Annotated in this window: 13 protein-coding genes; 3 read left to right on the top strand and 10 right to left on the bottom strand. The window is 47.3% G+C overall.

From position 1 onward, the window contains the following. Positions 1–107: 107 nt before the first annotated feature. Positions 108–632, top strand: coding sequence for a YceI family protein (locus KD145_RS22730; RefSeq protein ID WP_212001900.1), 525 nt, complete (start codon positions 108–110; stop codon positions 630–632). A gap of 109 nt (positions 633–741) precedes the next feature. Then, positions 742–1,992 (top strand): DEAD/DEAH box helicase, encoded by a 1,251-nt coding sequence (locus KD145_RS22735; protein WP_212001901.1) that lies wholly within the window; start codon positions 742–744, stop codon positions 1,990–1,992. Between the two features lie 6 nt (positions 1,993–1,998). Here the strand turns inward: KD145_RS22735 and KD145_RS22740 are convergent, their stop codons facing one another. The 8 genes from KD145_RS22740 to KD145_RS22775 form a co-directional block, all read right to left on the bottom strand. Continuing rightward, positions 1,999–2,625 (bottom strand): hypothetical protein, encoded by a 627-nt coding sequence (locus KD145_RS22740; protein ID WP_212001902.1) that lies wholly within the window; start codon positions 2,623–2,625, stop codon positions 1,999–2,001. Between the two features lie 118 nt (positions 2,626–2,743). Continuing rightward, entirely contained in the window at positions 2,744–3,331 is a 588-nt protein-coding gene (locus KD145_RS22745; protein ID WP_212001904.1) for a YceI family protein, read from the bottom strand. Between the two features lie 34 nt (positions 3,332–3,365). Further along, on the bottom strand, positions 3,366–3,800 hold the full coding sequence (locus tag KD145_RS22750; RefSeq protein ID WP_212001906.1) for a DoxX family protein: 435 nt from the start codon (positions 3,798–3,800) through the stop codon (positions 3,366–3,368). 75 nt (positions 3,801–3,875) lie between these two features. Beyond that, positions 3,876–4,328, bottom strand: a complete 453-nt coding sequence (locus tag KD145_RS22755) for a MarR family winged helix-turn-helix transcriptional regulator (protein ID WP_212001909.1) — start codon at positions 4,326–4,328, stop codon at positions 3,876–3,878. 309 nt (positions 4,329–4,637) lie between these two features. Continuing rightward, positions 4,638–5,735, bottom strand: a complete 1,098-nt coding sequence (locus tag KD145_RS22760) for an efflux RND transporter periplasmic adaptor subunit (RefSeq protein WP_212001911.1) — start codon at positions 5,733–5,735, stop codon at positions 4,638–4,640. 4 nt (positions 5,736–5,739) lie between these two features. Further along, on the bottom strand, positions 5,740–8,892 hold the full coding sequence (locus KD145_RS22765) for an efflux RND transporter permease subunit (protein ID WP_212001912.1): 3,153 nt from the start codon (positions 8,890–8,892) through the stop codon (positions 5,740–5,742). Positions 8,893–8,901: 9 nt separating this feature from the next. Continuing rightward, positions 8,902–10,293, bottom strand: coding sequence for a TolC family protein (locus tag KD145_RS22770; RefSeq protein ID WP_212001914.1), 1,392 nt, complete (start codon positions 10,291–10,293; stop codon positions 8,902–8,904). Between the two features lie 88 nt (positions 10,294–10,381). Then, entirely contained in the window at positions 10,382–10,801 is a 420-nt protein-coding gene (locus tag KD145_RS22775) for a hypothetical protein (protein WP_212001915.1), read from the bottom strand. A gap of 150 nt (positions 10,802–10,951) precedes the next feature. Here KD145_RS22775 and KD145_RS22780 point away from each other — a divergent pair, with 150 nt between their 5' ends. Beyond that, positions 10,952–11,494, top strand: a complete 543-nt coding sequence (locus KD145_RS22780) for a DinB family protein (protein WP_212001916.1) — start codon at positions 10,952–10,954, stop codon at positions 11,492–11,494. Here KD145_RS22780 and KD145_RS22785 read toward each other — a convergent pair. Together KD145_RS22785 and KD145_RS22790 are read right to left on the bottom strand one after the other, a co-directional pair. Further along, on the bottom strand, positions 11,491–12,231 hold the full coding sequence (locus KD145_RS22785; protein ID WP_212001918.1) for an SDR family NAD(P)-dependent oxidoreductase: 741 nt from the start codon (positions 12,229–12,231) through the stop codon (positions 11,491–11,493). The genes KD145_RS22780 and KD145_RS22785 overlap by 4 nt on opposite strands. 99 nt (positions 12,232–12,330) lie before the next feature. Further along, the gene (locus tag KD145_RS22790) at positions 12,331–12,840 is read right to left on the bottom strand and encodes a DinB family protein (protein WP_212001919.1); all 510 of its coding nucleotides are present in this window, start codon (positions 12,838–12,840) and stop codon (positions 12,331–12,333) included.

Here is a 12,840-nt window from a genome sequence, read left to right on the forward strand (position 1 = left end):
TCCTTCGTGTGCAAATAGTGCATCATTTCCGGTATTTTATCCAACATCCGTAGGCGTGTCAGGACCTAAATTTGTCAGGTCTTTGAAACATAAAAAAACAATGTGCTATGACTAACTGGAAAATTGATGAATCACACAGTGAAATAGGATTCAAAGTAAAACATCTCATGATCACCAATGTGAGTGGTTACTTTACACGCTTCTCCGGCAGTGTACAAACAGAGAGCGACGATTTTCATGATGCTTCCATCGCCTTCGAAGCGGCAGCAGACAGTATCGACACCCAGAACCAGCAGCGGGATGAACATCTCCGCAATGGTGATTTCTTTGATGCTACTACTTTCCCCAAAATCAGCTTCGTCTCTAAAAAAATTAAAAAAATAGATGAGGAGAACTATAAGCTGCTGGGCGATCTTACCATCAAAGGGCAAACCCACCCTATAGAGCTGGAGGTGGAGCATAGTGGTACTACCGTAGACCCCTGGGGGCAGCACAAAGCAGGCTTTGCGCTGAAAGGCCGCTTACACCGCGCGGACTATGGCCTGCGCTGGAATGCCACCACCGAAGCCGGCGGCATCGTGCTGAGTGATGAAGTGAAACTGAATATGGAAATACAGTTGGTCAAATCCTGATCCCATCCCGGTTAAAGGCACGGAGCCGGGGGCTTTAACCTCCGGCTCCGGCGCTTTCCTTCTTTGCGTGGGGTAATTGGTTTATCTTCGCCGCAGATAACCGGCGCAAATGAAATTTGAACAGTACAATATATCTCCTGAGATTAAGGAGAGTCTGGCTGAGTTGGGCTTTAAACGTCCTACCGACATCCAGTACAAAGCGATTCCTTCTATTCTCAAGGGAGATGATGTGATGGCCATTGCCCAGACAGGCACCGGCAAAACGGCAGCATTTGCCATTCCCGTGCTCCACCGGCTTCAGCAGCAGGACCGGCGCTCCCGGAAAGGCAGGTATGAAGTGAAATGCCTGGTAATGGTGCCCACCCGCGAACTGGCCATCCAGATAGCCGGCGTATTCCAGCAGATCGCTCAATTCACCGAACTCCGCATCCTGGGTATGGTAGGCGGTGTAGACCAGGAGCCACAGGTTAAATTCCTGGAGAAAGGTGTAGACGTGCTCATTGCCACCCCCGGCCGCATGTTCGACCAGATCAACCAGGGACACCTCGACCTCAGCAAGGTACAAACGCTGATCCTCGATGAAGCCGACCATATGCTGGACCTGGGCTTTATCCGCGATATCCGCGATGTGATCAGACATATCCCCCGTGATCACCAAACCCTGTTCTTTTCCGCTACTCTCGATAAAGACATCAAAGACCTGGCATATTCGGTGGTCAACAACCCTATCCGTATCCAGGTCTCCCCGGAAGATCCGGTTTCCAAAAACGTGAGCCATGCTGTGGCCTACGTGGAAATGGACGATAAGCGTTTCTTCCTGGAACGCCTGGTAAGGGAGTTCCCCGACAAAAAAATACTGGTGTTTGTACGTACCAAAGTAAGGGCCGAAAGAGTGGTGGCCGCTATGGCGCGTGTAGGTATCAACTCCCTGGCTATGCACGGCGGCAAGGAACAGGATGACCGCCTCCAGGTAATGAGCGAATTCAAAGAAGGTGCAGTGCCTTTATTGATCACCACCGACGTAAATGCCCGCGGTATCGATATCCCCAACGTAGATTATGTGGTCAACTATGACCTGCCTGATGTGCCGGAAAACTATGTACACCGTGTAGGCCGTACCGGCCGCGGCGTACAGAAAGGACAGGCCGTTTCTTTCTGCAGTACCGAAGAAAAGCCATTACTGGCAGACATCCAGAAATTCATCGGTAAAGAAATCACGGAGATGAAAATCAATAAAAGTGATTACCAGGAAACCATCCGTTTCTCGGAAGAAGTACCGAATGACAACTGGCAGCTGCTGATAGATCAGCACAAAGAGGAGATGGATAAACTGAAAAAGAAAAAGAAGAAAAAGAAATAAACAACCTTATCCGTATACTTTTTTCATGCCATCATACAACATTTTAGCTTTGTTGCGCAAGGCACGGTTTTCAACCGATGGATGTATGGTGGCATTGAAAATAGCCAGGCCATAGATCAGTGGCATCTTCTGGTAGTTGATATTATTATTTTGCAGATCAGTTTTCCAGTTATTGTTGGCGTAGTTGTCCTTATAGCTTTCATTGATGGCATCGTACTGGACCTGACAGCTTTCTTCATCAAACCAACTGGCCATTGCGGCAATGCCAGTGAGTTCCATCATCAGCGCTCGTTCTTCCTTTTCCTCCGGCCGGGTGTGCCCGTACAAAAACAGCATATACAGCGCTGCCAGCGTAAGCAGCACTGCTATCGTGATCGATAAGGTGCCGGGCCTGTCTCCGGCTATCAGGATGGCAGTCAGGCTACCCACGGTAAGGGGTGCACGAAGATAACCCGCAATCACACTTTGCCGGTGTAGTTTAATCCGGAAACCTTCCCTCCCGCTTTTTTCTTTCCCTACTATTACCATGGAGTACTGTGGTATGAGGGGTAGTATCACTAATGTAAACCGGGTTTCTATCTGTTGCTGGTTGAATTTTTTTACAGAACCGAGGAAAATATTGCCGACGGCCATGGACGGATAGTTTTTTTTTGAATGCCAGCAAATCTACTGTTTTATCATAAAGCAACAAAGCGGCAAAGAATCCTTTGCCGCTTTGTTATCATGTTCCTTTATGTTATGTGCTGGGAAATTACTGCTTAACAATTTCCGCGTTTACCAGAATATCTACGGTAGGCGCTATTGCGTATACACCGTTAGCTAATTTGTCGGCATATTTTACACCGAAGTCCAGACGGTTAACAGTCGCTTTCGCGGTGAAACCTGCTCTCCACAGTCCCCATGGGTCTTTTACAACACCGTTGTAAGTAACGTCAAAGGGTACACGTTTAGTAGTGTTGCGCATGGTCACATCGGCCAGCATTACATATTTGTTGCCTGCTATTTTTTTGAAGGAAACGCTTTTTACCTTGATCTCAGGGAACTGCGCTGCATTGAAGAAGTCATCGGTTTTCAGGTGGTTATCACGCTGTTCGATGCCAGTGTTGATGCTGTTCACATCGGCGGTGAATTCTACTTTTGCATTCTGAAAGTTGGTGCTGTCTGCAGTTTCAATAGTGCCGTTGAATTTGGCAAAGTGACCCTGTACAAAGTTGATGCCCAGGTGTTTTACACTAAAGATGATGGCGGTATGTGCAGGGTCTGCATTCCATTTAACCTGTGCAAAAGAGGCAATGCTGGCTAATACCAGGAGGGCGGTAGAAAAAAACGCTTTCTTCATGTTTTGTTGTTGTTTTATTGAAAAGAATTAAGAATTATTTGGTCAGTTGACGGTCTACAGACCAGCGGCCTGCACCTTTAACGATCAGGGCAATACAGATACCGATTACCAGCAGATGGTATTCAAACCCTTCTCCTTTCTGGGTACCGGCCCAGTTCATAAAGAAACCGTTGGCGGAGTGCATGTTGGTAGCTACAAGCATGATGGCTGTCAGCATCAGGGCCCACAGGCGTGTAGTAAAACCGAAGAGGATCAGCAGAGAACCGATGCTTTCAGTGATGATCACCAGGAAAGCCAGGATAGCAGGGGTGCCGCTGGAGGTGAAGAAGTTCATCGTTGCCTTAAAACCATAACCACCAAACATACCAAACAGTTTCTGAAGGCCATGTGGCAGCATTACAAGGGCTACGGTTACACGGATGATGAAGGAAGTAAGGTTATCATCGGTTTGCAATAATCGTTTTAACATAAAATGTGTTTAAGTGTGTGTTGTAATGTATAGGTGTGAACAAATATTGTATATACAATTGTTAGGGCAAAAAAATTAGCCGCGCAATTTATCCAGCAGCAGGCTGAGCTGATGGGCTTCTTCCCTCGTCATTCTCTGGGCCAGCAACTCATCGTTCTCCTCCATGGACGGATCCAGCTCCCGTAATACTTCCATGCCCTTATCCGTAATTTCGATCTCTACTTTACGGCGGTTAGACGGGCACTGAATACGGGTCAGCAGCCCTTTCTGGCGCAACTTCTCCACCAGGCGGGTGGCATTGCTCATTTTATCCATCATACGCTCCTGTATGTCCAGCAGGTTCAACGGATTGGGCCTGCTGCCACGCAGTATGCGCAGTACATTGTATTGCTGGGAAGACAGGTCATAATGCTTCAATAGCTTTGAAATGCCTACTTCCAGCCAGTTTGCCGTAAAAACGATGTTTAGCATGGCCCGCTGATAGTCACTTTTAAATTTTACCTGTTTTATTTCATCCTCTAGTCTCATAATTACAGTTACTACTGTTGTATATACAACAAAGGTAGATGTATTTTTTATTCCTGCAAATTTTTTTTGGAGAATATCAGCGTGAATGGAACTAACTATTTGACAGATAAATATTTAGAATGATGAGCCTGGCAGGGGCATAAAATAGCCGGACGGTAAAAACCGCCCAGCTCGCCATAAAAAACACGCTTACTTGCCTGTTTTAAACTTATTGTAGTGATCCTCATTTTGCTGGCGCACTATTGCAGGCGACCAACAGTACAGTGGCCAGCACCATTATACCAATGAGGTTGAATATCCTTTTTATGTTTATTTGTTTTTATTAGGTTGTTGAATGCTGCTTCCTTCCTGTATTTCTTCACTGCCCATTTTGAGAATCCTGTCACCTTCCCGGAGTGCACCAAACACCTCTACCTGATCAGGCATCATACGTCCTTTGCTGACCGGTACATTGCTGGTCTTTCCATGCTCCACCCGGATGATATATACGCCCATACCACTCTCTACTACAGCCGATTTGGGAACAAAAAAAGTGGCCTCCGTATTCTGCAATGGAATACTGGTTTCGGCAATCATAAAGGGCTTCAGTTCATTGTTGGTATTGATAAAATCTGCTTCTATCTTTTCTGAACGCAACTTTACATCCAGACTGCCGGATTTACGACTGATGAAGGCCAGGTGTTTCTTTTGAGGCTGAGAGCGTACCTGAAAACGAATAGTATCCCCGATTTTCAGATAGGGTGTATGTGCCTCCGGTATGGAAAGATTCAGCCGCAGCTTCTGGATATTCTGAATCACCAGCAAAGGTGTTTTCTCCATAGGGCCTACATAAGAGCCAAGGTCTACTTTCCTGTCTGTGATGGTGCCGCTGAATGGGGCTCTGATCACCAGATAATTATCGATGTCTTTGAGTTCATTATAAGCCGATTTGGCTGCATTTAACTGAGCTTCATCAGAAAGCCGGCGGGCCTTTATCTGGTCCAGCGCATCTTTGGCGATAGCTCCCTGCGTTTCGGAAGCCTTCATCATACGATCATAGGTGGATTTGGTAGACAGGTAGATGGCTTCCTGTGCCTGCAGCTTCGCTTTGGCATTGGCCACCTGGGATTGGATTTCCGGCGCTTCCAGCACCATCAGCACCTGACCGGCGCTTACTCTATCGCCAATGTCTACACGAATATTTTTAACATAACTGTTTACTTTAGCAAATAACGCTGTCTGCTGGTCGGGTATTAGTTCCCCTGCCAGCTTTAAGGTTACCAGGGGATTGCTTTTCCTGATCTCCACTGTTTCGAACGGGTTCATCATCATGCCCGTTTTCTTTTCTTCTTTTATTTCCTTTTTGTTATCACTGCAGGCTGCAAGAATAAATGTAGAAGTGACAATTATATATAATAAGGATTTCATGATATTAGTTTTTTAATGCTGTAAAGTGAATACTGTTTTCATCTTCAGGATCAAGAGAGGGAGACTGCACGCCTGCCTTACCCTGTATCCAGGCGAATACGAGCGGCAACATAATGAGCACCGAAAAGGTAGAGGTGATCAAACCGCCTATTACCGCTCTGCCCAATGGAGAAACCTGATCGCCTCCTTCACCGAAGCCGATGGCCATGGGCAGCATACCGGCTGTCATAGCCATGGTGGTCATAATAATCGGGCGGATACGAAGGCCGGTAGCACTGATGGCGGCCTGAATGGCATTGCCATTTTGCAACCGCAGTGTCTCCGCATTACTGATCAGCAGCACCGCATTGGCAATAGACACACCCACTGCCATGATAATCCCCATATAGGATTGAAGGTTCAGCGTAGAGCCGGTCAGCTTCAGTAATAACAACGAACCCAGTATCACAAAAGGAACAGTCGTAAGGATGACTAGCGAAACCCGGAAGGATTGGAAGTTGGCTGCCAGCATCAGAAAAATCACGATGATGGCCACCAGCAGGCCGCTGGCAAGGCTCTTCATGGTATCGTCCAACACAGGCGTCATCCCTGCTACCTGGATATTCACGCCTTTAGGCAATTCGCCCAGGGAGGCAATAGCAGCCTGTACATCCTTCTGCGCACGCGCCAGATCAGACTTATGAACATTGGCTGTTACGGTTGTATAGCCCATGGTACCCAGGTTGTAACTTTCACCCAGGGTTTTGGTGGGTGTGATAGTGGCTACATCGCCCAGCACAGGACGGTCTGAGTTCTTCGATAGCGGAATGTTGGCCAGTTCATCTTTACTATTCAGGATATGCTGTGGCATCTGTACCTGCACATCATAGGCTATGCCCATCATACCGCCTACCCACATGTTTTTGCTGGTGTAACGGGAAGAGGCCGTGCTGGCCACCAACGACCGGGCTATGTCCTGCGCGTCCAGCCCTAACTGTGCCGCCCGTACGCGATCAATGTTAATCTCTAAGGCGGGATAGTTCATGGATTGCGGAATTTGCTGGTCCCGCAGGTAATCCAGCTCTTTTAGTTTGGCCAGCAACTTATTGGCGGTCATAGCATTCATCTTCTTCATCATTCCTGAAATGCGTATCTCTATCGGGGTGTTGGCTCCCTGACTCAGTATTTTCTCTGTCAGATCAATCGGTTCAAAAGAAAGTTTCAGCTCAGGCATTTTTTGTTTCAGATGCTGTCTTATCTGGTCTTTTAACTCGTCTGCATTACCCTTGAATTTTTTGAGGGCTACCTGCAGCAGTGCTTCGTGTGGCCCTGCGTTATAGAGATAAATAGGACTCACCGCAAAAGTGGAGGGATGCTGTCCCACATATACGGATGATATAGCGATATTTTCCTTACCCAGTAAAGTGTCTAACTCATGTAATACTGCTTTTACCTTCTGTTCTGTTTTTTCGATGCGGGTACCTTCGGGTGCTGTAATCCTTACCTGAAACTGGCTGGAGTTAACAGTGGGTAAAACATCCTTTCCGGTAAATTGATACAATAGTCCTGTCGCCGCCAGCACCAATACGATACTGAAAGCAACCACTGCTTTTTTATGAGCCATCAAACGCTCCAGCAGCAGAGAAAATTTGTTTTTAAACCGGTCAAATCCTGTTTCCTTTTCCTGCGTATGTGCGTGATGGTTATTCTTCATGATCCAGTTGGCCATTACCGGTACAAAAGTCTGCGACATCAGGAAGGAAATGATCATGGAAAAACCAATGGATAAAGCCAGTGGCATAAAGAGTGAACCGGGTATGCCTGTCATCATAAATGCAGGGGCGAATACGGCCAGGATACACAGGAGAATCAGCAGTTTAGGGAAGGCTATTTCTTTACATGCATCCCAGATGGCCTGCGCTTTGGATTTGCCCATGGCAAAGTGCTGGTGGATGTTTTCGATGGTGACGGTACTTTCATCTACCAGAATACCGATGGCCAGCGCCAGGCCGGATAAACTCATGATGTTGATGGTTTGCCCGAATAATTTCAGGAATAGTACCCCTGAAATAATGGAGATGGGAATGGTGAGAATGACAATCAGGGCAGCCCTTCTGTCGCGGAGAAATAACACCACCATCAGTCCCGTCAGCAGTGCACCTAATATTCCTTCCACGATCAGGCTTTTTACTGCATTGATCACATATACAGACTGATCAAACTCATAAGAGATGGTCACATCGTCGGGCAGGTTTCTTTGTATATCAGGAATCGTTTTCTTCAGATTTTGTACTACATCATAGGTAGATGCCTTCCCTGATTTGGCTACATTGATGTACACGGAGCGTTTACCATCGATCAGGGCATAACCGGTGGTGATATCAGCTCCGTCTTTTACAGTGGCCACATCGCGCAGGTATACGTTATCTACTTGTCCTTTGAATAGCGGGATATTCCCGAATTCCTCCACTGTTTTCAGTGTATTGTTGGTAGGGGTCAGGTAGTTGATATCATCGATATAAACATTCCCTGATGGGGAAGTCACATTTTGTCTGCTGATGGCTTCCACTATTTGTTCAGGGGAAAGCTGATGTACGCGTAGTTTGCCGGGATCGATATTGATCTCAATGGTGCGGGGACTACCTCCGAAAGGAGGGGCGGTGGTCAGGCCCGGAATAGCAATCAGAAACGGACGGGCCGTAAAATTGGCGATATCCTGCAACTGGTTGTTGGTTTTGGTGGCGCTTTTAAATACCAGCTGCCCTACCGGTTGGGAAGAGGCGTCAAACCGGATGATAAAAGGTGGCGGCGCTCCGGGCGGCAAAAACACCTGCGAACGGTTAGACAATGCGGAAAGCTGCGCTATCGCTTCGCCCATTTCAGTGCCTTCATAAAAGTTAACCTTCATCAGGGTCAGCCCTTGTGTATTTTTGGTTTCGATGCTCTTGATGCCATTGGTAAAAAGCATCATGTTCACATACATTTTGGTAAAATACCCTTCCATCTGCTGCGGCGTATAGCCGTTGAAGGAGTGGGCGATGTATACTACCGGCAGGTTCATTTCCGGCAGTATGTCCACCTGTATCTCTTTGGCTGAGCGTATCCCAAAGAATAACAGCCCCAGCACCAACACCATTATAGAGATGGGTTTGCGAAGTGCAAATCTTATTAAGTTCATGGTTGAAAATTATTTTCGGGATGCGTTCAATAGTATTGTCAGATCGCCCTGAGCGGATGCTTGTAACAATAAAGCCTGCCATACATTGTTTTGGGCAATTTCGAAATCGATCTCTGCACGGTTAAGGCTATATAAGGCCTGCGTATAGTCGACCAGGTTAGTTAGTCCGTTTTCATACAAGGCGGTATGCTGTTTATAGGCCAACTGTGCTGCCGCCAACTGTACTTTTGTTTCTTCAAAGTTTTCAAATGCATTCTGCAGCTGGTTTTTAGCCAGTTGGGCCTGTGCATTTAATTCCTTGTTCAGCAGTTGATAGTTGTTTTGCAGTGATTCCGTTATATGCTTTTGTTCTCTGATTTTGCTGTTATAGCGGAATAAATTGGTGATGTTCCAGTTCAGGGACAGTCCTAGTAAATAGTTGCCACGGTCTATGCCTGTTCCTTTAAAATAGGAAGACGAATAGGCGGTTTTATCCTGTGCATAGTTCCAGTCGAATCCTGAGCCACGGCCTTGTATCACACCAAAGGCAGAAACATTGGGCATTTTGTAGGTGTGGATCAGCTGTTCGGATTGAACGCTTTCATCGATTTTTCGTTGTTCCCAGGCCAGTAAGGGATGGTCTTTTACCTGCGCTGTACTACCCGGGTGGAGTGAGGGAACGGAAGTGCTGAACAGGCTGTCCAGCTGATAGGTCTGGTATTCATCGCCCAGCAGTACGGCCAGGCTTTGGGCGTATTCCAGCTCTTTATCATAAGCCTTTATCTGTAAAGACCGGGCATGGGATACTTCTGCTTTTGACAGGGAAGCGTCTACTTCCGGCAGTAATCCGCTCTTTGCACGGATATCGGTCATTTCATAAAATACCTGTGCTCTTTCCAGATTCTTCTGCTGTACGTATTTAATGCGCTGACTGGCCAGCAGGTTGAGGTAGGCGGCACCTACTTTCACCTGGTGCTGGAATATTTCCTGGTCCAGGTCGGCAGTAACGGTTTGTTCTTTTGATCTGGCGGTAGCTACCTGTTGTTTCAGTCTGCCGAAAGTAAAGATGTTCCAGTTGACATTGGCAAAGTAAAGTGCACCAAAGGCGGCATTCCAGCTTTGTTCGGCCATCGGCATGGAAGTGGCGGCTGATGCCAGTCCGCCGTAAGCATACAGGGGACCATGCTGAACGTTGATGGTGCCAAAGCTCTGTTGGGCAGACAGGGTAACATCAGGTAGATATTGTTGTTGCTGGAAAACGGTATGCTGTGCGGAGGCCAGTACAACGGCCTTTTTAGATTTTATTTTATCATAGTTTTCAACAGCGCGCTGTAACGCGTCAGGTAGCTGTAGTACCTGTGAAAAGCCGGAATGGCTGAAAACAAGCACCAGACTCACCAACGCAATGAATTTCAGATTCATTGTATCATCAGTTTAGGAATCAGACATAAAGAAGTGGGTATGTCCTATGGGTATAGAACAAGGGTCCTTAAACTCAATCAGTCTTATTCTAAATTCTGTAAACGCAATGCAGGATGTAGAGCGGGTTGCTCCGGATGGGGATTTTGGAGGAAGGGAATGCTGTGCAGGCTACTGTTTCATTTTCGATAGAGAAATCGAAAACGGCGCCCAGCATACGATTGGGGATAGCTTCTCCCCAAAACGTAACTGAAAAGTCGCGGTAGGACTGCTTTTTAGCAGCATCTGCTATTTTAATAGTCTGGCTGTCGTGTTTGCAGCAGTCTTTCTTTTGTTTTTTTAATCCTTTTTCTTTTGCTGCGCAGATGGGGCAGGGTTTATCAGGATGTTTGTCATTCGTCAGGCTCATCTGCCGGGTAGCCATGCCTTTGCATACATGGGAATACCGGGTAAAGCCCGAAGACAGTGCCAGGTATAAGCAGGAAAGTAATATGACGAATAACCTTTTCATAAACCAGTGTGCAAATATACCCGCATGCACAGGGTATGGGGTTTACATAATTATTACTATTACTTATAAAATTTTTGAGAAGGCAAAAATGCTACTGACATAAGGCTGTCATAAGAGGGGTGTTTCTTTGTATTGTAAACGATTCACACTATGATACAGACTACTACCGACACCCATCACACTTCACTGGCTGATTTCGCCAAAGGTTATGCTGCTTACAATTTATGGGCTGATCAAACAATGATAGCCTGGTTACAAAAACAGGACCCTGCTTTACTGGAAAAAGAGGTGGTGTCCAGCTTCCCAACTATCAAACATACGTTGAAGCATATGTTGAGCACTGCCAGCTGGTGGATGAAAAACCTCCGCGGCGAACATCCTGGGTTGACCTATGGGCCGGTAGAATGCCAGGAGTCCGTGGCGGAGGTGCTGGCCGGAGTAGTGGCCGTATCAGAAGAGTTGATGGAACTGGTATCCTCCATGACAGCGGAACAATTGCAGCAGGCCTATCTGGTAACGATCCCTTTTGTCGGTGATTTTAATATCCCGGGGTATGAAATGCTGCCGCAGATTATAAACCATACCGCTTACCACCGGGGCCAGGTGGTGACCATGGGCCGCCACCTGGGTATCACGGATGGGCCTAATACAGATTATATGTACTATGTGCTGGTAGGGGCACAGCGTTATTAACTGTTGGTGCCGCCGTCTATGGTGATGGCGGTGCCGGTAATATAACCGCTTTCAGCAGAGGAGAGGAAAGTCACCAGTGCTGCAATATCTTCTCCGGTACCATATTCGCCCAGGGAGATGTTTTTTCTTTGTGCATCGGCATGTTCGCTGTTGGCAGGGTTCATATCGGTATCAATAGGGCCGGGCTGTACCAGGTTGACGGTGATACCTCTTGGGCCGAGGTCGCGGGAAAGGCCTTTGTTGAATGCGGTGAGTGCTGATTTACTCATCGCATAAAGGGTGCCGTAAGGACCGCTTACCCGGTCGGCCATGCAGCTGCCGATGGTGATGATACGGCTGCCTTTGCCCATATGTCTGGCGGCCGCCTGAGAAGTGATAAACACGCCACGGGCGTTGATGTCCATGGTCCAGTTGTATTCTTCAACGGAATAATCCTCAAAAGGTTTCAGAACCGCAACGCCGGCATTATTAACGAGAATGTCTATACGCCCGAATGCTTTGATGGTTTGTTCTACTGCAGCGGTATTAGCGGCAGGGTCGGCGCTGTCGGCTGCGATGGCGAGGCCGCGCTGTCCTTTGCTGGTCAGTTCTGCAACTATGGCAGCTGCTTTCTCTGCTCCTTTGGTATAAGTGAAAACTACGGCGGCTCCTTCTTCTGCCAGTCTTTTTACGATGGCGGCACCGATGCCGCGACTACCTCCTGTTACCAGGGCTACTTTATTTTCCAGACGTTTCATAAAAATTGATTTTATGTCTGCAAAGCTAGAGTGGTAGCCTGGTTTAAAGAAGAGGAGATGTAATTGTTAAGGACTAACATAAATGTTAGTCCCTTTGTATTACAGGTATCTTTCGTGGAGAATCCGGAGGTGATGTATCTGATGCCCGATGAGGGTAAAGCCCATGGCCAGTACACTCATCTGATACTTCCAGCAGGTACCGTATCTCAGCAGCGCTTCATCCGGAAAACTTCTGAACAGCGCGATGGTGGACTTTCTTACAGCTATCAGCTCATCCATGACTTCTTCCAGGGAACGGCTGCTGGTAAAGGTATTCTCAGCATACAGGTCCTGATCGAAGCCGGGAGCCACATTTTTATCATTACGTGCAAATAACAGGGTACGATAGGCAAACACCCGCTCTGTATCGGTGATATGCTGGAATACATCTTTGACGGTCCATTTACCAGGTGCATAGGCGTAGTCGGCCAGCGACGTCAGCCTGGCCATGTCCAGGGCCTGCAGCTCCTGCAGGGAGGCGTCCAATGCTTCGCGTATGGTAAGGTCTGGTACCTGATTGATGTAACGGCCAAAATATTCCGGATCGGGTGAAATGGCTTCTTTTTTCAT

This window comes from Chitinophaga sp. HK235 (genome assembly GCF_018255755.1).
In the GTDB taxonomy this organism is placed as follows: domain Bacteria; phylum Bacteroidota; class Bacteroidia; order Chitinophagales; family Chitinophagaceae; genus Chitinophaga.

Excerpts from the sequence above, each read along its gene's own strand:
- KD145_RS22785 (WP_212001918.1), bottom strand. The coding sequence starts at position 12,231 with ATGAAACGTCTGGAAAATAAAGTAGCCCTGGTAACAGGAGGTAGTCGC.
- KD145_RS22775 (WP_212001915.1), bottom strand. The coding sequence starts at position 10,801 with ATGAAAAGGTTATTCGTCATATTACTTTCCTGCTTATACCTGGCACTG.
- KD145_RS22730 (WP_212001900.1), top strand. The coding sequence starts at position 108 with ATGACTAACTGGAAAATTGATGAATCACACAGTGAAATAGGATTCAAA.
- KD145_RS22780 (WP_212001916.1), top strand. The coding sequence starts at position 10,952 with ATGATACAGACTACTACCGACACCCATCACACTTCACTGGCTGATTTC.
- KD145_RS22760 (WP_212001911.1), bottom strand. The coding sequence starts at position 5,735 with ATGAAATCCTTATTATATATAATTGTCACTTCTACATTTATTCTTGCA.
- KD145_RS22745 (WP_212001904.1), bottom strand. The coding sequence starts at position 3,331 with ATGAAGAAAGCGTTTTTTTCTACCGCCCTCCTGGTATTAGCCAGCATT.
- KD145_RS22755 (WP_212001909.1), bottom strand. The coding sequence starts at position 4,328 with ATGAGACTAGAGGATGAAATAAAACAGGTAAAATTTAAAAGTGACTAT.
- KD145_RS22750 (WP_212001906.1), bottom strand. The coding sequence starts at position 3,800 with ATGTTAAAACGATTATTGCAAACCGATGATAACCTTACTTCCTTCATC.
- KD145_RS22740 (WP_212001902.1), bottom strand. The coding sequence starts at position 2,625 with ATGGCCGTCGGCAATATTTTCCTCGGTTCTGTAAAAAAATTCAACCAG.
- KD145_RS22770 (WP_212001914.1), bottom strand. The coding sequence starts at position 10,293 with ATGAATCTGAAATTCATTGCGTTGGTGAGTCTGGTGCTTGTTTTCAGC.
- KD145_RS22765 (WP_212001912.1), bottom strand. The coding sequence starts at position 8,892 with ATGAACTTAATAAGATTTGCACTTCGCAAACCCATCTCTATAATGGTG.
- KD145_RS22790 (WP_212001919.1), bottom strand. The coding sequence starts at position 12,840 with ATGAAAAAAGAAGCCATTTCACCCGATCCGGAATATTTTGGCCGTTAC.
- KD145_RS22735 (WP_212001901.1), top strand. The coding sequence starts at position 742 with ATGAAATTTGAACAGTACAATATATCTCCTGAGATTAAGGAGAGTCTG.